Here is an 18,707-nt window from a genome sequence, read left to right as displayed (position 1 = left end):
TTTGACAACACATTTTAAAATAATAGAAGAAGAGAGATATGTCTGCTCAACAGTACTCGATAGTGATTGATTTGCGTTGGTGTTTAGATGAGCTATTGGCAGATAAAGTGATTGACCAACGCGGCTATAACCTAGTCATTACTAGCCTCCGCGACAAAACGCAGCATCCTCTATTAACGATTAGTGAATTTGGTTTGCCGAATGGCCATGCGACGGACAGTAGCGCTGAAAATAAATTAACTTTGGCTTGGCTCAACCAGTGGTTGGCGGCTAAAGCAGATATGTCTCTCGTTCGTATTGATCCTCTAAAAGTTGATGTCCCTGCAGTCACACAATTGATGTCATTTGAATATGCACGTTCACAGCATATTTTACCGATTGAGGTCGCTGTAGACGAAGTGGTTATCGGAACAGATCAGCCTTTTTATACTGACTGGCACTCAAGTATTGAAAAATTGATCAAATCAAAAAGCTATCGTACGGTCTATATCAATCCTGAGCAGATCAAACGCTACCGACAGGAGTTCTATCAAGTCACCCAAGCGATCGCAGGCGCAAATAGTGTCCATAAGCGTGCAGCTGCCGATGTGACCAATGTCGAAGCATTATTGCAATTGGGTGACAATACTAATCCCGATGCCAATGATCAGCATATTGTCAGAGTCGTTGATTGGCTGTTGCAATATGCCTTTGAGCAACGAGCTAGTGATATCCATTTAGAGCCACGTCGTGAGACAGGTAAGGTTCGCTTCCGAATTGATGGTGTGCTCCATACGGTGTATGAGATGCCATTGGCAATCATCGTCGCGGTGACCGCACGTATCAAAATTCTAGGTCGACTAAACGTGGCAGAAAAGCGTAAACCACAAGACGGTCGTTTAAAGACGCGAACGCCAAAGGGGTTAGAGACAGAGCTTCGTTTATCGACTATGCCAACTGCGTTTGGTGAAAAGTTGGTCATGCGGGTATTTGATCCTGAAGTACTGGTGCGCTCCTTTGCTCAGCTTGGTCTATCCGGCAAGCAGCTTGAAACGTGGCATGAATTGACGGCTCATCCAAACGGGATTATTTTGGTCACTGGGCCTACAGGTTCAGGTAAAACCACGACCTTGTATAGTACTCTCAAGCAGTTAGCGACTGAACAAGTCAATGTCTGTACCATTGAAGATCCTATTGAAATGATTGAACCTGCATTTAACCAAATGCAAGTGAATCCAGGTGTCGATTTAAACTTTGCTGACGGCATTCGCTCTTTGATGCGTCAAGATCCTGATATTATTATGGTGGGGGAGATTCGTGATGCTGAAACAGCCAATATGGCAGTACAAGCCTCATTGACAGGGCATTTAGTGCTCTCGACACTACATACTAACGATGCGCCAAGTTCAATCACTCGCTTGCATGATTTGGGTATTCAACCGTTTTTGACATCAGCGACTATCTTAGGCGTAATGGCACAGCGTTTATTACGTACACTATGCCCGCATTGCAAAAAAGCGGTAGACGTTGTGCCAGACAGCGAGGTTGCCATTCAATGGCAGGAGTTGGTACAACCTTGGCGTGCGCCTGCCCCAGCACAAATTTATATGGCTCAAGGCTGCGAGCATTGTCGACATACTGGTTATCAGGGACGAGTCGGCCTATACGAGATTATGCCGTTGTCTAACGAATTAAAAAAACTGGTCGCAGCCGATACAAACTTAGATGTACTCAAACAACAAGCTTATCGCGAAGGTCTACAGCCATTACGTTTATCAGGCGCAAAACGTATTAGTGAAGGCGTGACAACCATAGAAGAGGTGATGCGAGTCGTGCCTCTTAATTAGTCTCATGTATTTGAAGTCGTGTTTAGCGTTCCCAACGTACGTTTTGGCGAATGATTTTTGCTGGTGTGCCTGCTACCATACAGTTTGGTATAGTGACTGGTTTATTGACGAAGGCACCTGCTGCGATGATACATCCATCAGCGATAGAGACGTTTTTTGAAATAGTCACATTAGCCGCAATCCAAATATGATCTCCTAGAATGACATCAGAATGTGCTTTGTTCACTCGTACGTTAGTATCTATATCGTAGACCTTATGCACATCGGTAGCGCGAATTTCAATACCACGCGATATCATGCAAGACTTACCAATAGTCACACTCTTATCACGTGCCAAGATATAGCAGTCAATGGCAGTGGTATACTCACCAATATGAATGCGTAAATGATTACCAACGACTAATAATTGACCAGAGAATTTAACATGTTCTGCGATAGTGACTTGATTGTGATTACCATTAATGTCGATTTTTAGTTTATTAAGTTTCCCATGACTACCAATGGTAATTCGATTGTTATCACCTTTACGAATAGTAATTGTGGAGTTGCCAATGATACGTACGTCGTTAGCTATTTCAATGTAATTACTATGGCCTTTATCTTGTAATAAAAACCGTTGTTTATACAGTTGCTTGGGCAACAATGTTTTGAAGATATGGGGTAGAGTGATAGTTTTTTTATGGTTCATAGTATGGCACTTATGAGAGGTAATAAAGGTTTTGAAGCTTCGGCTTTTAAAAGATTGTTATGATGTATCGACTAAGTTCGTATCATCCATTTATTTAGAATAAATTCTATTTAGAGTATTTTTGATAGCCATTTAAGGTAGTGTACCGTTAAACAATACTTGAAAACAGCTTCCTTCACAGCAATCAATGCAAACAAGATTCAAATTTTTAATTCCCAGACTTTTAATTGAGAAAGTTTTAATAACGAGATTATTTATGTTTACAGACACTCATTGTCACCTTAACCGTTTAGATTTGACGAAATACGATGGTAAATTATCTGGCGCGATTGACGCTATGAAAACTGCTAATGTTACCCGTGCGATGGCGATTATGTGTGATTTTGCAGAATACGACGAGATTGCCAATATTGTGAGCACCTATGGTGACGAGACCCTAAATCTAGGGATGAGTGTAGGGATTCATCCTTGTGAGGATATCGATATACTGAAATCAGCGACGGTTGAGCGTCTAATCGAGACTGCTGATAAAGACCATGTATGGGCAATAGGCGAGACAGGGCTAGATTACTACTGGTCTACAGAAAATAAAAAAGAGCAGCAAGCCAGTCTTGCACGTCATATCCATGCAAGTCAGCAACTAAAAAAACCGCTTGTCATACACATGCGCGATGCAAAAGAAGATACGATCGATGTCTTAAAGAGTGAAGGTGCTGAGCATGGTATTATCCATTGTTTCACTGAAGACTGGGAGACCGCAAAACGTGCTTTAGATTTGGGATTTTATATCTCTTTCTCAGGCATTGTCAGTTTTAAAAGTGCCCAAAATATACAAGACGCTGCACGACAAATGCCTAAAGACAGAATCTTGATTGAGACCGACAGTCCATATTTGGCGCCTGTGCCTAAGCGTGGTCGTCCCAATGAGCCCGCCTACGTACCCTACGTCGCAAGCTTTATCGCAGATATGTATGGTTGTGATAGTAACGAGGTCGGAGCATTAACCGCAAAAAACTTTGAAAATTTACTGGCACAGTATCGCTAAAATGGTTATGCTATGACCAGTCAGTCATTTATGTGATGGTCTCATAGTTTAATCCCCTTTAGTATTTAATTTACTAAATGTAACTATATGATTATCAATGACTATTTGTAAATATAAGCATATCCCTTTTATGGTATTTCAGCAGTTCTTGTATAGTTTTATACGCTCATTGCCAAATGTACGCACATAATTGATGGTCATATGCTTAATCTTGTCATGTTTTAGGAGAGATTATGAGTCGTCAGCACCAGTTCAAGGCACGAGAAGAGAACATCTTAGCGATGGCAGAACAATTGCTACTTGAGTCAGGCGATGGTGATATCACTTTAGACAGTTTGGCAGATCAGCTCGATTTGGCTAAAGGCACCCTGTACAAGCATTTCTCCAGTAAAGATGAGCTTTATCTGCGTATTATTATTCGTTACGAAGAGCAATTGTTTGAGATTAACCGTATTGATGACTGCCCGTCGGCAGGCGTTGCCCGCATGATTTTTCAGCAGTTATTCAACCCGCAAAAAGCCATGCTGTTGAACCAAATCGAAGAGCGTTTGGCAGCATCAGTGACTGGTCTCAATCGTTTGTTTGGTGAATTATATGATATCCGTCGCCAGCGCATGAAGCGTTTGATTGATATTATTAGCGCATACCTAAAAGATGAGCACAGTAACTTGAGTACTCGTGATTATCTATCATCTATTTGGGCAATTGGTCAGGGCGGTGCAGGACTATTGAATTCCAGCTTTTACCAACGTTACTTAGGTCGCCGTGATACGCTGCGTTATGCCTTTGTTCAGCAAGTGCTAGAGTTGCCAAGCCATTATCCTGCTGATGATGAAGAGGTCATGGATGAGGATATGCAAGAACTGGTAGAGCAAATCGATACTGAATCAGAAGAGCACCGCAATACCAACTACTAAAGTAGTTATTGGTAAAGTAGCAAGTAATTTTTGGGTTGTGAACCTTTCTTAACTTTAATAAACCGTGTTGTAATGCTTACTATTGCAGCACGAATTCATATATCTTCTAATATTCTTCAAAACCCTTTCTCATTCTGCGACAATTAAAATTGGGCTTATAGGTGCAATATGCCGGTCAGTGTTAAGACGCAGTCCAGTTCAGCGGCTACTTGCTCTTTTACTCTAATTAGTCAAACGTCTCAGTCAAGCTGCTTAGATACAAGACCTACAGACCATTGTCGCAGCTGCGTCTCCATATCAAGTGATGCTTATCACTTATCATCAGTCTCATCGTTAAACAGTCGGCCACAGGCTGGTTTTACATTGGTGGAAATCGTGGTGGTAGTGGTTATCTTGTCTATATTTGCTGGCATAATGAGTTTGTCTGTCGGTAGCAGTGAATCCCGCAAAAACCGCGCTTTTTATGAGCATCTGACCGATTCATTGAGTTACGTTCGCCTATTGTCGGCTGAACGTATGCAGCCGATGGGTTTGCGTATGCAGGCAGATAAGCAGGGGCAGGTAGAGCCGGTCATCGTTACATTATCAAATCCATATGTCGCGTACCAGACAACAGAGATGATGTCAGATAGCGCCGACAGTCAGCCTAAGAATGCTATGGAGCTGTCGGCAGAGGTTGCTGGTCTATCAGGCTCTACTGATGAGCAAAAACCAACGCCAAGTTGGGAAGTCGAGTCGGATATCAATTTGCCTGAACTGCCCACTGGCGTGAGTATTAGAGTTCAAAGTTTGGATTCTAGCGGTTTACAGAGTACGGGACGAACCCAAACGTTACAGCCTTGGTTTAGCGATCAAAATGTACCGCAGGTATTGTGGTTTGGTACAGGACAAGCAACGCCCGTCACCATTGAAGTGCTTCACGATTCGCGTTTAGTGGGCGAGGTGATTACGATAATGCCAGATGGTAGCATGCGAATCGGACAGGGGTTATAGTGACTAAATTATATAAACCTCCTATGACAAGTCAGCCTATGTCACCAAGATCTATATCACTCAAGTCTAGGCGCGAGAGCGGCTTTACCCTTATCGAAGTGATGGTTGCTCTGGCTATTTTGGCAGTGGTAGCAGTCGCGGCGAGCCGTGCCAGTAGTGCATATCTGAGCTCAGTTGATATATTGCGTACTCGTACGCTTGCTCACTTCGTCGCTCAAAATGCCGCCGCTGATTTGCGTATTCAAGAGACGTGGCTGACAGCCAACCGCACCCAAACCGTGAACGCTCAAGGGCGTGATTGGCAAATATCAATGACAGTCGGCGACGCCATCACACCTGCCCTAAAAGAAGTAAATATCGCAGTTGCGCCTATTATAGATGGACAGACACGCACATCGGTCACTGATATCACTGTGATGCTAAGTAATGCTGAGCAAGATACGGGCAGTTTGGATTTAAGTGGTCTAAGCACAACAGGTGATAGCGGGCAAGCAGAGGGCGGTCTGTGAGGCATCAGCGTGGTTTTACACTGCTTGAGCTAATGGTTGCGATGGCAATATTTGCGATGCTAGCCGTTGCAGGCTGGCAGGTATTTGATGGGGTCAACCGTGCTCGTGAGCGCGCGCAATTTCATGCTGACAATCTGGCTGTTCTGCAGTACGCTTATTTACAGTTACAGCAAGACATGGGTCAAATTATCCCTTATCAAGCGCCGACTACTCAAAGTGTCAGTGCGGCGAATAACAGTCCAAGCGATAGTACTAACGCGAACACTAGCTCCCAATCAAGCGAGCAAATGAACGAAATAGCGCCTGAGCCCTTTATGAGTTTAGATGGCGAGCATATCAGCTTTGTACGCTTTGCCGATCCTGATCCACGATATCAGAGTAGCAATAGTATCCAACATATCGAATATATTTTTGCGGATGAGCGTTTGATACGTCGCCAGTATACCAGTATGGAAGGCGGGCGTGACAGCGTCAGCCTAGACAGCGTATTGCTCGAAGGTGTCACAGCAGGAAGCTGGCAAGCTTATCTACCAGAGCTAAGTACCAAGTTTCCGAGCGATGATGCTAACAGTGGCAGTAGTACGAATAAAGCGGTGAGACAATCAGCGAATACAGCGAGTCCTAAGCCAACAGCTGTTTTATTACCGAAAGGAGTCGCGGTTAGTTTTACATACCAAGATATGCCAATCACTTGGCAATGGGCACTCGCCCCGCAACCGATATCGCATAGCAATAGTCAAAGCACAGTCAATAACACAGATAGTAGCAGCAATGATAATGCTAATAATGACAACAGCGGTAGTGATGGTAATGACAATAATAGTAGTGCGGGAACGAATAATTGAGAAGGTAGTAGTTAAAATGCATCAATTGCTCAACAACAAAGGCTATGTATGTCGATGACTGCGAACTCTCAACGCGGTGTTGCACTGCTGACTATCTTATTACTGGTAGTGAGTATTACTGTGGTTGCAGGATCGATGCTTGCTAGCCAAAAAATTGCAATTAGGCGTAGTGGTTTGTTGTTCGATCAAAATCAGTTGCTGCAAGATATCGATGCAGGTCAACAGTTGGCATTGACGATGATTCGCGCTGATAGCAACATCAATGATACTGATAGTGCGCAAGATATCTGGGCGCAGCCCATACCACCTTATGCATTGGCTAGTCACAGTGTCAGCGTCGAGCTACGCGATGAGTCTGGTCGTTTTAACATTAATAACTTGTATCAAGATGGGTCGGCCAATACCACTGCTTTAGCAGTATTCCAACGACTACTCACGCAACTAAATCTAGAGCCTGATATCGCTATTGCTATACTTGATTGGCAAGATGCAGACGGCGAGGTATATCAAGATGGTGGTGATGAAAGTACGGTATATGCGCAGCAGTCAAACGCTGTAGCAACAGATGCTCTGCCAAATCAGCCTTTTGTCAGTATCGATCAGCTACTAGAAGTGACAGGGGTGAGCGCTGAAACTCTAGCAGTACTACGGCCTTATCTTACCGCGGTGCCTTATTATGTGCCGATTAATATCAATACTGCCAGTCCTGTATTGTTAGCCGCACTAATGGATGGTGCTAACAGTCAACAGATGCAATCACTGGTAGATATGCGCGCACAGCAGGCGCTGACGTCTATTGATGCAGTATGGCAATTACCGATATTTGGCAGTGTAAATGATGAGCAGCGAAAGGCTTTAACACCCATGCTCGCCGTTGATAGCCAAGCATTTATGGCACTTATCACAGCGACTGATAATGCAACTGTCGGTCAGGCTAGAGAGCGTTTTGCCACTGTTTTGATTAGTAAAACCGTCGTTGATAATAATCAGGCAGTTAATAGTAGTCAGACAGCTAATAATAATCAGGCGAGTAATAGTAGTGGGGTAGACGGTAAAATGCCCAAGGAAGTCAAAGTAGTAACACAGCGACTATGGGCATTTCGTCCGAGCTTTTAGCGGATGGTATTGAGAGCAACATTTAGTCTTTTAGGCGTGTTTCTTCGCTAGACTTCCAATTATAAGCCCCGTAAAAAAGCATCTGTGCTTGACGAGTACAGTTATGTAGCATTAGCTGCTTGTTTTCTTCGATTTCGTTTAGATCAATCTCATCATCATGATCTTCTGTATAGGTCAGCTCTAGCCAATCAATAATCCAAGAGAAGAACATATTTACGCCAGCCTCAGCTAATAGGCGACGGTCATAAGCATTGATATGGGTAAACGCTGGCTGCAACGCTAAGTCGTCGGCCAACCCTTGAGCATGTATCTTAATCAACTCATTGATGGCTTTTCGTACTGCTTCTGACCCACCATAACGCTCACTGACCAAGAACTGCCAGTAATAAGGCTGATCGCTGACCATATACAAGAATAGCTGAATACTTTTTGCGATTTGACGATCAAAGCTACGTTTGCGCCCAATCTGCAGGCTATCACTTAACGTGGCTAACGTACCGCCCAATTCCTCAATGACCAAAGCGCGCCCGAGTGACTCCATATCATCAAAATGGCGATAAAACGCAGTCGGCACAACGCCAACCTCGCGTGTTACTTGTCTGAGACTGATAGAGCTAAAAGATTGCCCTGTCATACATAAATCGAGCACAGCATTAAAAAAGGCGTGCCGAGTTTGAAGTTTTTTTTGTTCGCGACTGCTCATAATATTTCAAAATTGTCCGGTAGGTGTTTATCATACTCATTTCAACGCATAAATACGACTGAAATACGTCATTCGTGTTAATTTACTAAACCTGTACTGGTCTTTTAAACCACTGTGCCCCAATGACCCTGCAATTCTTGCGCCAGTCGATAAGCTTCATGATCATTCATACCTGTAATAAAATCCAAAATATTTAAGACATTATGATAGATATCGTCAGACAAGATGCGGCGATGTTCGTCAAGATGGGGCTGTAGTAATCTTAACAGACGTTGCTGCTCAAAAGACATCGGCGGCTGCATAGTAGCAGATTGCGACCCTGTCCAAGCGAGTGGCATAAAGGCATTCAATAGGCTATGCAAGCACTGATTGGCCATCAGCTCCATTCTTACTTTGCTCGGATGATTAAATATTTTTTCACGTGCTAGTTGCTTAGCTTGATTGATACCATTTTGTACGCTGGTATCGCAATGGGCAAATAGGCTGCCTTGCAACGTGCCAGCTAGCAATGCATCACTGTTGGCTACAAAGGCATCGGTGACGGTATTGACCAAACGCATCATGGCTCGTGCCCGCAGGGAGGCGAGACTTTGTCTGACAGACATATGCGCTGGCAAGTTTACGCTACTCGGACGTTCACCAATCAGCTCATAAAATATCGTAGCCACTTCGCTATAGGTTAGCATATTCAGATTGATGCCATCTTCTAAATCGATTAGCGCATAACAGATATCATCTGCCGCTTCTAGCAGATAAGCCAATGGATGGCGCGCAAAGCCATCATGTTGCTCCGAGCGTGGTAAATGCAAGCATGCCGCTAATTCTTCTAGTTGAGAGGCCTCACTATAAAAGCAGCCAAATTTCTGCACATTATAATGGTTTTCATTGACATCGTTACTGTGAGTTGCCAACCACGGATACTTCATAAAGGCGCCTAGCGTGGCACAGGTGAGCCGCATACCACCCTTGTCAGGATGATGCTCATTACGTGCCAATAGGCGAAACCCTTGAGCATTACCCTCGTATGCCAGTAAGTCTAATCGCTCGTTGCTGCTTAAATTTTCCAAAATTGCTTGCGGTTCAGGCTGCCCAAACCAATCACGAATCGCATACTCTCCAGCGTGGCCAAAAGGCGGATTGCCAATGTCATGAGCGAGACAAGCTGCTTGTACGATCACACCGACATCTGCAGGTGAAACTCCTGCTGGCAGGCTGCTACCTAGTGCATCATGAATTTTTTCGGCAGCCATCATTCCCAAAGAGCGACCAATAGAAGAAACTTCTAGCGAGTGAGTCAGGCGCGTATGAATACCGAGCTGATTGGTCAATGGATGGACTTGGGTTTTTTGATTTAGCTGGCGAAAAGAGTGAGAAAATACCAGTCTGTCATAGTCTTTGTGAAACTGAGAACGAGTACTGGTATTGGCGTTAAATTTTTTGGAAGCACCAAGACGCTGTGAATTAAGAAGATGTGACCATTGTGTGGTAGGGGACGACAAAGAAGTTGGTTTATTTAGCATATTAAACATCCGGAACCAAGGGAGCCTCTAGCATAGCAAAATAGCGCCCTTGGTTCAGCTATATAGTCAGAGAACTACTAAACGACTACGGCGTTCCCCTCCTTAAAGGTGCTATTTGTACAATCTGTAGTCGGCTGCCTTGTACTCATTTTAGACTTCTTTGACTAGAGTTAATGCCCTATAAATTGTATACGGTGCCAGTTTCGCTTAGCCTACTATTTGTAGTAATTTCACTCGCCTTGCTTGTATCCAAATTATATTGAAACGACTATATTAAGACTTTTGACAGTTAAAAAGTACGTCTTCTTTGTCGATAGCTACATCGCTGTCCAGTGTCTTCTTGAGCAATGTCGCTTTGTCTCCATTTACTTGCCATATGATGCCGTGGGTATCGTCTAATCCGATATCACTGGTATAGATGCCTTTATCAGCATCAGTTTCACTATCAGCGGCAGCTGTCAAATCGTACTCGATACCATCAATGAGCAAATGCGCTGTCTGTGGTGTACTGTCGCTATGATAAGAAACGCCGATAGTAGCAGTAGGCTCACAAGAGAAAGGATTGCTGTTGCTGGCATGGGCTGCATGATCGTGGCTATGACTTTCATGACTGTGATCTTCATGCTCTTTATCATCATGCATTTTATGATCTTGTTCATGTTCGGCGTGATTATCTACTGGTACCTCTTCAGATACCACTGCATCGGTATCGTTGTTTGGTTGACAGCCCAATAGGGAACCTGCCATCACACTACCTAGTATAGTAATACCTGCAAGTTTAGAAAAATAGTTAGTCACAGTATGAACCCTCAAATAAGTAAAATAAAGATATGTTATAATATAACAATATAGAGATAAAATAAAGCCGATGATGGAGAATTTCCAACATCGGCTAATTAACTTTAAACAAGCTATACTATTTAAAGTTACACGTTAAATCTAAAGTGCATCACGTCGCCATCCTGCACGATGTAAGTTTTACCTTCTAGACGCGATTTACCAGCAGCAGCAGCGCCTTTTTCGCCGTTGTATTCGATAAAGTCATCATATGCAATGACCTCAGCGCGAATAAAACCACGCTCAAAATCAGTATGAATCACGCCAGCTGCTTGCGGTGCAGTTGCACCAACAGCGACAGTCCATGCGCGAACTTCTTTGACACCAGCGGTAAAGTAAGTCTGCATATCAAGCAAATCATAACCACCGCGGATTACTTGATCAAGACCGGCTTCTTCCATGTCCATTTCAGCTAGGAAGTCTTTCTTATCATCTTCATCGAGCTGTGCGATTTCAGATTCGATTTGGTTGCATAGGGCGATGACGATAGAGTCTTCACCAGTGGCATAGTCGCGCACTGCGTCAAGATATGGATTATTTTCAAAACCATCCTCAGCGACGTTAGCGATATACATGGTTGGCTTTAGGGTGATTAAACCGTAGCTTCTGATCAGTTTCTTCTCATCAGCATCTAGAGTAGCCGCCCGTGCTGCTTTACCTTCTGCTAATAATGGCTCAATCTTTTTGAACACATCAAGCATGGCCGCAGCGTCTTTATCACCACCTTTGGCTTTTTTGGTCAAGTTAAATACCGCGCGTTCAACAGCTTCTAAATCAGCAAGTGCCAGTTCAGTGTTGATGGTTTCGATATCATCAATCGGGCTAACGCGGCCATCAACGTGCACCACATTGTCATCATCAAAACAGCGTACAACGTGAGCAATCGCATCGGTCTCACGAATATTGGCTAGGAACTGGTTACCCATGCCTTCGCCTTTTGACGCGCCTGCGACCAAACCTGCGATATCGACAAACTCCATCGTCGTTGGTAATACGCGTTCAGGATTGACGATATCAGCCAGTTGCTTTAGGCGTGGATCTGGTACTGGCACGATACCTGTGTTGGGATCTTTGGTACAAAATGGAAAGTTTTCAGCGGCGATACCCGCTTTGGTCAACGCATTAAACAAGGTGGATTTACCCACGTTTGGTAGGCCGACGATGCCGCAATTAAAACCCATAACATTCTCTCAATGTATTAATAAAATCAGTTGGTATAAAGTTTGGTTAAATGATAAATCAAAATTGGGCATATTGTAGCAAATTTACCTGAATAGGGGTGAGGTTGTTACGGTATATGCTCAGGTTTTTACCTGATAATGATATGCAGATTGATGATGAAAGCAGGTCATATTTGAGGCTTGAAAATGAATAAGGCGAATCAATACGAGTGATAAGTAGTTTATGTGGGCTGATAAACCCTATTTTTTAATATGGTAAACTGTCACGCATAGATAAGGGCTTGAACTTCACGTAAATTCAGCACATATACTCTGTCAATTTTAGCAAATCATACTTATCCTAAAGCTATAAACAGTCAGACATAAGCTGATAATATCGCCAAAATAAAATGTAAGGCAATTTTAGACAATGACAACCTCGATTTTTGACACACGCCACTATAAATACCCGCAAAACTTCCTTGAGATGAAGCCTAAACTGTCTCGACTTGAGCAGGCTATTAAAAAACTAGAGGCAAATTTAATTGATACGGCTGAGCCGACAAACCTTAAGTTATTAAAGCAGAGACTAGATAGCGGGTTGGGGTTAAAGGTCGATTATGCCAGTGAGCTAAATCCCGATCAGCTAATGGCAGCGACTACGATCGATGGCAAAGTATTGGTCATTGCTGGAGCTGGCTCAGGCAAGACCAAAACCTTGACCTATCGGACCAGTTATCTATTAGAAAACGGGGTGTCGCCTAAAGAGATTTTGCTACTGACCTTTACCCGTAAAGCCGCGAATGAGATAAAAGATCGAGCTAAGTCCTTGCTGGCTAGCAGTCTTTCAAATCAAGAACTATCAGATGAAGAGCTGGCTGAGGATAAGCTGCCAACTGATAAAGCATTAAATAGCATCACTAGTGGTACTTTTCACTCGTTTTGTAATATGTTACTGCGTCAATATTCAGGGCTGCTCGGTATCAATCCAAGGTTTACCATTTTGGATACGGGTGATAGTGAGGATGCTATCGACTTGGTACATAAAGAAAAGAAGTACCCTGCTCAAACTAAGTCACAAGCCTTTCCGCGCAAAAAAACGCTGCAAAATATCATATCGACGTCTAGAAACAGACGTATACATATTCGTGACTTAATCGAAAGTAACTACCCAGATATTGCCGTGCATATTCCTATCATCGAGCAGCTGGCAGTTGACTTTCATGAGTACAAGCGCGCCAATCACTTATATGATTTTGATGACATCATCAGCCAAGTAGTGCGTCATTTGAAGACCAATGATACCTTTCGACAGCTGCTGCAAAGCCAATATCGTTACATTATGGTTGATGAATACCAAGACACCAATATTCCGCAAAAGCAGCTAATCGACTTAATATGTGAGCCTGAGTCGGTATCGCTGATGGTGGTCGGTGACGACAATCAAAGTATTTACGCGTTTCGCGGTGCCAATTACGAAAACATTTTACTATTCGGTGAGACCTATCCTCAAGCCAAGCTTATTAAGCTTGAGCAAAATTATCGCAGCTCGCCATCCGTTTTAAACTATATCAACGTGTTGTCCGCGCAAATCACGCTAGGCTATCAAAAGCAGCTGTATTCTGATGCGCCGATAGAAGGACATAAACCAGTATTTCGACGACTCAGTGATGAGCCAAAAGAAGCGGGCTATATCACTGATAAGATCATCGCGCTAAAGCCAGAGTATGACTACAACGACTTTGCGGTATTATGCCGTACGTCATTTCAGTCCAATTACGTACAGCTAGAGTTTATGGCGCGCAACATTCCCTTTATCGTGGTGGGCGGTATCAAGTTCATTGAAAGACGTCATATCAAAGACGTATTGGCCTTTGTCAAAATACTCTACAACCCAAATGACACAATTGCTTGGCATCGTATTTTGACCTTGTTCAAAGGGGTGGGTGCAGTGACGGCGACGCGCTTAACCCAAGCCATTACTGCTGACAATAATGCATTTGAATCCTTACTGGCCGCGCCTTTTGCAAAAAAGAGCAATCAGCTAGAACCTCTATATCATGCGCTTACCAAAGCACAGCAAGCTGAATCGGTCGAGACAGCTATTGAGCATATTCTTGAGTTTTATATTCCAGTGTTAAAGCTGATTGAAGAAAATTGGCGTGAGCGTACCGAAGATTTTCGGGTGCTAAAGAACTTAGCGACAGAGCACACAAGCCTTGATAGTTTTTTAGAAAATCTCGCTTTAGACCCACCTAATGATTCGGTTGCTGTGATGGGCAATTCGGATAACGGGCAAGACAGTAGCAATGACAAAGTCACTATCTCGACCATTCATAGTGCTAAAGGGCTTGAATGGCCAGTAGTATTTGTGAATTCTTTAGTAGATGGCATCACGCCGCATCATCGTTCTTTGGATGACTTTGAAGCATTAGAAGAAGAGCGTAAGCTGTTTTATGTTGCCTGTAGTCGTGCAAAAACTCAGCTGTATCTGACCGCGCCGAATTATTTTTCCAGTTATTCTGGATACTTTGACAAGCCGTCACGTTTTATCGCTGAGCTATCTGCGGATGAGGTAACGGTTGAAACGACAAGGCGGACCATGATAGAAGACGATGACCCAATATGGTGGTAATACTTCATGTTTAGTTGATTATCCAATCAATTAAACATAAGCTAATAAGGCTATGCAGTAATATAGACAAGTGAGCTGTCAAATACTTGAACGTTTTATAACTAAAAACATTGGATAATTTGACGCTATTTTCACTAAAATTGTTGCTAGATTATTGCTCAAGGCCAGTATTATTCCTATCAAAAATACCTTCTCAAAAACCCCATAACCAAAAGTATGTGACGCGAAAATATTTCTCAGATAAGGGTTTCAAATTTATCCTAATGCGTTACTATTACCACCTAATTCTGTTAGACCCTTATATTTGATACTCTGTATTAACACCCTAAGAAAAGGATAGGTTATGCGCTACGAAGTTATCGTTATTGGTGCAGGTATGGTTGGCACGTCAATCGCGTGGCATCTACAAAAAAATAACTCAAATGTATTATTGTTAGACAAAAAATTGCCAGGGTCAGAGACCTCATACGGCAATGCAGGATTGATTCAGCGCGAAGCCATTCATACACATCCTTTTCCTCGTCAGCTGACAGAAATGATCAGAGTGTTGCCAAACCAAGGTACCGATATTCGCTATCGTATTCCGGCCATTTTGCGTTATCACCAAGCACTGCTTCAGTACTGGAAATACTCTACGCCGGCTTCAGTCAAAAAAATCGAATCAGAGTGGCAAACGTTGATTGAGCATTGTACCAGTGAGCATCAAACCATGATTAGCGCTTCTGGTGCTGACGAGCTCATTACTCGTGATGGTTGGTTGCAATTGCATCGCTCAGAAGAGACGTTCAAAGAAGCGCAAGTATCAGCTATCGACGCGCGTAACCAAGGTGTTGAGCATAACGTACTAAACCTTGAAGCGCTCAAAGCAATGGAGCCTAGTGCCAATTTCGAAGGTTTTGTTGGCGCAATTCATTGGAAAAATTCTTGGCAAGTATCGAACCCAAGCTCACTCGTGAAAGCTTATGCAAAAAACTTCCAAGACATGCAGGGTACGATCAAAGAAAATGATGTAAAAGAAATCGTTCAAGATGGCGAAGGCTGGAAAGTTATCACTGATAACGATACCTACTATAGTGACAAATTGGTTATCGCAGCAGGCCCATGGTCTAATGATTTGATCAGACCACTTGGCTATAACTTGCCATTGTTCCCAATGCGCGGCTATCATCAGCATTTCAAAGTGACAGAAAAGAACACCATCAATCACAGTATGTTTGATATGGACAAAGGCTTTGTGATGGGGCCAATGCAGCAGGGTATCCGTATCACCACTGGTGCTGAGATGACCACGATGAATGCGCCAAAGAACTTTGGTCAGTTAAAAACCGTATTGAAGCTTGCTAAAAAAATCTTGCCATTAGAAGATGCGGTTGAGAGTGAAGCATGGGCGGGCTCTCGTCCTTGTATGCCTGATATGAAGCCAGTAATCGGTCCTGCTGACAAGCATGACAAACTATGGTTCGCATTTGGTCACAGTCATCAAGGCTTTACCTTAGGGCCAATGACAGGTCGTCTGATTGAAGAGATGATTCACGATAAGCCTACATTGGTCGATCTTGCACCATTTAGTGCCCAGCGTTTTTCTAACTAAGCGCGCATCTGATATATAGTTGGTCCAGTTTAAGAGCGGTACAAGGCAACCGAGTGCAGATGTATATGTCATACTTCAAGCGAGGTTAACGCTGTAACGCTTTTATAGTGGATTGACTGTAATTAGCACAGACTTAAATTAATAAATGAAAGGTATAGACATGATTAAGAAACTACACAGCAATCAACGTATGAGCAAAACCGTAATCCATAACCAAACTATCTATTTGTGTGGTCAGGTAGGTAATGCAGAAGACGATATCAAAGCGCAAACATTGACTTGTCTAGAAAAAATCCAAACGTTGCTAGAAGAAGTTGGTAGCGACAAATCAAAGCTACTATCAGTCACGGTGTGGATCAAAGACATGGCTGACTTTGCTGCTATGAATGAAGTTTATGACCAGTGGTTTGAAGGTATTCAGCCACCAGCTCGCGCTTGTGGTGAGTCAGCTTTAGCACGTCCTGAGCTATTGGTTGAGATGATCGCCATCGCTGCTGAGTAAAGACTGCTCATAGTACCTATAGTATCGGTATCAAATAGAAATAAAAAAGGCCGTGATAATGATATCGTGGCCTTTTTTATGCTTGGTAATAAGCAAATTTAATTATTAAAAAAGGGCGTGCTAGCTTACTAGATAAAGCCTACGCTATATGATATCAACTAGGCGAGACAGTGATTAGTGTCATAGGTACTAGCACCCTTTCCATACCGCTTGGCGTTTTTCAATAAATGCATCAATCCCTTCACCCACATCATCTGCCATCATATTGCCCGTCATTACTTCACTGGCATAATCATACGCATCTTCGATGTTCATGCTCAGCTGCTTATAAAACATATTTTTGCCAGTTCTTACTGCTACCGGAGACTTGGTAGTAATCGCCGTTATCAGTGATTGTAGTGTCTGATCGAGTTGCTCCGATGCTGCTACTCGATTGATCAATCCATATTGCAAGGCAGTGTGCGCATCGATAAATTCACCTGTAATTAGCATCTCAAATGCTTGCTTACGAGGTAGATTACGGCTGACGGCTACAGCAGGTGTAGAGCAAAAAAGTCCAACGTTTATCCCAGAAGTAGCAAATTTTGCATTATCAGCGGCAATGGCCAAATCACAAGCGGCGACCAGTTGACATCCTGCAGCGGTAGCAATGCCTTGTACTTTTGCAATGACGACTTGCGGCATACGGTTGATGGTAAGCATCATTTTGCTACATTGCTGGAATAGGGTACGGTGAAATGCTTCATCGTCGTGGGCGCGCATTTGTTTTAGATTATGACCCGCACAGAACGCCTTGCCTGTCGCTTGAATAACCACGACTCTGATCGTATCGTCTTGAGCGATATTGTCCAGCTCTGCTTGCATGGCAGACAGTACTTCAACGGACAACGCATTGAATTGCTTGGGTTGGTTTAAGGCGAGCGTGACGACGCCACTGTCTTTAGTGTCTTCTCTAATAACCAAAAGGTCATCTATGTCTAAAGTAACGTCAGATTGAGTCATTTATCATCCTTGATAATCGATTGTTTGATTTGGCAAATGCTACTATTTATAAAGCTATATAAAGCTATATAAAGCTATATAAAGTTATACAAAGCGTTGTAAATAGTAGCATGGCTCATATTCTATACAATAGATGAAGCACATAGAAAGCTCACGAAAAAAATAGCGCACTCAGATGATGAGTACGCTATTGGTTTTTCAATCAGATATAATCTAAATCTATACTAACTTAAATTTATACTAAGCTGTATGTATCTTGAGATTAGTATGCGCCTTCGCTATAGATAAGCTCGTAGCTGTGGCTGTATATCTCAACGATGTTGCCGAACGGGTCTTCCATATAGATCATGCGATAAGGTTTTTCGCCAGGGTAGTAGTAGCGTGGTTTTTCCATACGCTTTTTGCCGCCTGCTGCAACCATACGCTCAGCCAACTCTTCAACGTTTGGATCTTGAACGCAGAAGTGAAAGATGCCTGTTTTCCAATATTCAAAGTTGTTTTCAGGGTTTTCTTGATTTTTGAATTCAAAAATCTCAACACCGATACGGTCACCAGTAGATAGGTGAGCGATACGGAAGCTGCCCCAACCTGCACCGAATACTTCAGTACACATCTCACCAATCGGGCTGTCATCTTCGACAATCTCAGTTGGTTCCATAATGGTGTACCAACCCATCACTTCAGTATAAAATTTTACGGCTGCATCTAGGTCAGGGACTGAAAGACCGATGTGCGAAAAGCTTCTTGGATAAACGTTGTTCATAGCTTGTGCTCCTGTTTGCTGTACTCTTGTTTAACGTGAGGCCAGTATACAAACG

The 18,707-nt window shown here is 43.1% G+C and carries 17 protein-coding genes; 10 read left to right on the top strand and 7 right to left on the bottom strand.

Going from position 1 to position 18,707, the window contains the following annotated elements; all coding sequences use genetic code 11:
* Positions 1–38: 38 nt before the first annotated feature.
* Complete coding sequence (locus JMX07_RS05885) at positions 39–1,826, top strand: GspE/PulE family protein (RefSeq protein ID WP_201606834.1); 1,788 nt, start codon at positions 39–41, stop codon at positions 1,824–1,826.
* 22 nt (positions 1,827–1,848) lie between these two features.
* Here the strand turns inward: JMX07_RS05885 and JMX07_RS05880 are convergent, their stop codons facing one another.
* Positions 1,849–2,514, bottom strand: coding sequence for an acyltransferase (locus JMX07_RS05880; RefSeq protein ID WP_101205458.1), 666 nt, complete (start codon positions 2,512–2,514; stop codon positions 1,849–1,851).
* A 256-nt stretch (positions 2,515–2,770) separates the two neighbouring features.
* Between JMX07_RS05880 and JMX07_RS05875 the strand changes: the two genes are divergently transcribed.
* From JMX07_RS05875 to gspK, 6 genes are all read left to right on the top strand, one after another.
* Complete coding sequence (locus JMX07_RS05875; RefSeq protein WP_201606833.1) at positions 2,771–3,559, top strand: TatD family hydrolase; 789 nt, start codon at positions 2,771–2,773, stop codon at positions 3,557–3,559.
* Positions 3,560–3,792: 233 nt separating this feature from the next.
* Positions 3,793–4,476: a TetR/AcrR family transcriptional regulator gene (locus JMX07_RS05870; protein ID WP_057759351.1), complete on the top strand. Its 684-nt coding sequence runs from the start codon at positions 3,793–3,795 to the stop codon at positions 4,474–4,476.
* A gap of 366 nt (positions 4,477–4,842) precedes the next feature.
* Positions 4,843–5,469 carry a prepilin-type cleavage/methylation domain-containing protein gene (locus JMX07_RS05865; RefSeq protein ID WP_413786658.1) on the top strand — a complete coding sequence of 209 codons (627 nt, stop codon included), beginning with the start codon at positions 4,843–4,845 and terminating at the stop codon, positions 5,467–5,469.
* Positions 5,470–5,507: 38 nt separating this feature from the next.
* Complete coding sequence (gene gspI, locus JMX07_RS05860) at positions 5,508–5,978, top strand: type II secretion system minor pseudopilin GspI (RefSeq protein ID WP_227684650.1); 471 nt, start codon at positions 5,508–5,510, stop codon at positions 5,976–5,978.
* Positions 5,975–6,823, top strand: coding sequence for a type II secretion system minor pseudopilin GspJ (gspJ, locus tag JMX07_RS05855; protein WP_201606827.1), 849 nt, complete (start codon positions 5,975–5,977; stop codon positions 6,821–6,823). The genes gspI and gspJ overlap by 4 nt, the downstream gene beginning before the upstream one ends.
* A 54-nt stretch (positions 6,824–6,877) precedes the next feature.
* Complete coding sequence (gene gspK, locus JMX07_RS05850) at positions 6,878–7,939, top strand: type II secretion system minor pseudopilin GspK (protein ID WP_179798895.1); 1,062 nt, start codon at positions 6,878–6,880, stop codon at positions 7,937–7,939.
* A gap of 22 nt (positions 7,940–7,961) precedes the next feature.
* Here gspK and JMX07_RS05845 read toward each other — a convergent pair whose 3' ends face one another.
* The 4 genes from JMX07_RS05845 to ychF all read right to left on the bottom strand — a co-directional run bounded on the left by JMX07_RS05845 (position 7,962) and on the right by ychF (position 12,180).
* Positions 7,962–8,642, bottom strand: a complete 681-nt coding sequence (locus tag JMX07_RS05845; RefSeq protein WP_057759356.1) for a TetR family transcriptional regulator — start codon at positions 8,640–8,642, stop codon at positions 7,962–7,964.
* Between the two features lie 104 nt (positions 8,643–8,746).
* Positions 8,747–10,162, bottom strand: a complete 1,416-nt coding sequence (locus JMX07_RS05840) for a deoxyguanosinetriphosphate triphosphohydrolase (protein WP_413786657.1) — start codon at positions 10,160–10,162, stop codon at positions 8,747–8,749.
* Positions 10,163–10,435: 273 nt separating this feature from the next.
* Entirely contained in the window at positions 10,436–10,960 is a 525-nt protein-coding gene (locus JMX07_RS05835; protein WP_201606824.1) for a hypothetical protein, read from the bottom strand.
* A 128-nt stretch (positions 10,961–11,088) separates the two neighbouring features.
* The gene (gene ychF / locus JMX07_RS05830) at positions 11,089–12,180 is read right to left on the bottom strand and encodes a redox-regulated ATPase YchF (protein ID WP_201606822.1); all 1,092 of its coding nucleotides are present in this window, start codon (positions 12,178–12,180) and stop codon (positions 11,089–11,091) included.
* Positions 12,181–12,589: 409 nt separating this feature from the next.
* On the opposite strand from ychF, the gene JMX07_RS05825 reads away from it, so the two are divergent.
* The 3 genes from JMX07_RS05825 (at position 12,590) to JMX07_RS05815 (ending at position 16,887) form a co-directional block, all read left to right on the top strand.
* Positions 12,590–14,794, top strand: coding sequence for an ATP-dependent helicase (locus JMX07_RS05825; RefSeq protein ID WP_201606820.1), 2,205 nt, complete (start codon positions 12,590–12,592; stop codon positions 14,792–14,794).
* 343 nt (positions 14,795–15,137) lie between these two features.
* Complete coding sequence (locus tag JMX07_RS05820) at positions 15,138–16,385, top strand: NAD(P)/FAD-dependent oxidoreductase (RefSeq protein ID WP_201606818.1); 1,248 nt, start codon at positions 15,138–15,140, stop codon at positions 16,383–16,385.
* Between the two features lie 163 nt (positions 16,386–16,548).
* Positions 16,549–16,887, top strand: a complete 339-nt coding sequence (locus JMX07_RS05815) for a RidA family protein (RefSeq protein WP_055124581.1) — start codon at positions 16,549–16,551, stop codon at positions 16,885–16,887.
* Positions 16,888–17,076: 189 nt separating this feature from the next.
* On the opposite strand, the gene JMX07_RS05810 is transcribed toward JMX07_RS05815, so the two are convergent.
* Both JMX07_RS05810 and JMX07_RS05805 read right to left on the bottom strand, forming a co-directional pair.
* Positions 17,077–17,889 (bottom strand): enoyl-CoA hydratase, encoded by an 813-nt coding sequence (locus JMX07_RS05810; RefSeq protein WP_201606815.1) that lies wholly within the window; start codon positions 17,887–17,889, stop codon positions 17,077–17,079.
* 262 nt (positions 17,890–18,151) lie between these two features.
* Complete coding sequence (locus tag JMX07_RS05805) at positions 18,152–18,652, bottom strand: lactoylglutathione lyase family protein (protein ID WP_101205448.1); 501 nt, start codon at positions 18,650–18,652, stop codon at positions 18,152–18,154.
* Positions 18,653–18,707 lie beyond the last annotated feature (55 nt).

Origin of the sequence: Psychrobacter immobilis, assembly GCF_904846235.1 — a bacterium.
Lineage (GTDB): Bacteria > Pseudomonadota > Gammaproteobacteria > Pseudomonadales > Moraxellaceae > Psychrobacter > Psychrobacter immobilis_C.
This window is presented reverse-complemented; position numbering and strand designations above follow the sequence as displayed.

Bases quoted from the DNA above. Each gene is read 5' to 3' on its own strand.
- JMX07_RS05885 (WP_201606834.1), top strand. From the start codon at position 39: ATGTCTGCTCAACAGTACTCGATAGTGATTGATTTGCGTTGGTGTTTA.
- JMX07_RS05825 (WP_201606820.1), top strand. From the start codon at position 12,590: ATGACAACCTCGATTTTTGACACACGCCACTATAAATACCCGCAAAAC.
- ychF (WP_201606822.1), bottom strand. From the start codon at position 12,180: ATGGGTTTTAATTGCGGCATCGTCGGCCTACCAAACGTGGGTAAATCC.
- gspI (WP_227684650.1), top strand. From the start codon at position 5,508: ATGTCACCAAGATCTATATCACTCAAGTCTAGGCGCGAGAGCGGCTTT.
- JMX07_RS05875 (WP_201606833.1), top strand. From the start codon at position 2,771: ATGTTTACAGACACTCATTGTCACCTTAACCGTTTAGATTTGACGAAA.
- JMX07_RS05810 (WP_201606815.1), bottom strand. From the start codon at position 17,889: ATGACTCAATCTGACGTTACTTTAGACATAGATGACCTTTTGGTTATT.
- JMX07_RS05870 (WP_057759351.1), top strand. From the start codon at position 3,793: ATGAGTCGTCAGCACCAGTTCAAGGCACGAGAAGAGAACATCTTAGCG.
- JMX07_RS05820 (WP_201606818.1), top strand. From the start codon at position 15,138: ATGCGCTACGAAGTTATCGTTATTGGTGCAGGTATGGTTGGCACGTCA.
- JMX07_RS05845 (WP_057759356.1), bottom strand. From the start codon at position 8,642: ATGAGCAGTCGCGAACAAAAAAAACTTCAAACTCGGCACGCCTTTTTT.
- gspK (WP_179798895.1), top strand. From the start codon at position 6,878: ATGACTGCGAACTCTCAACGCGGTGTTGCACTGCTGACTATCTTATTA.
- JMX07_RS05880 (WP_101205458.1), bottom strand. From the start codon at position 2,514: ATGAACCATAAAAAAACTATCACTCTACCCCATATCTTCAAAACATTG.
- JMX07_RS05840 (WP_413786657.1), bottom strand. From the start codon at position 10,162: ATGCTAAATAAACCAACTTCTTTGTCGTCCCCTACCACACAATGGTCA.
- JMX07_RS05805 (WP_101205448.1), bottom strand. From the start codon at position 18,652: ATGAACAACGTTTATCCAAGAAGCTTTTCGCACATCGGTCTTTCAGTC.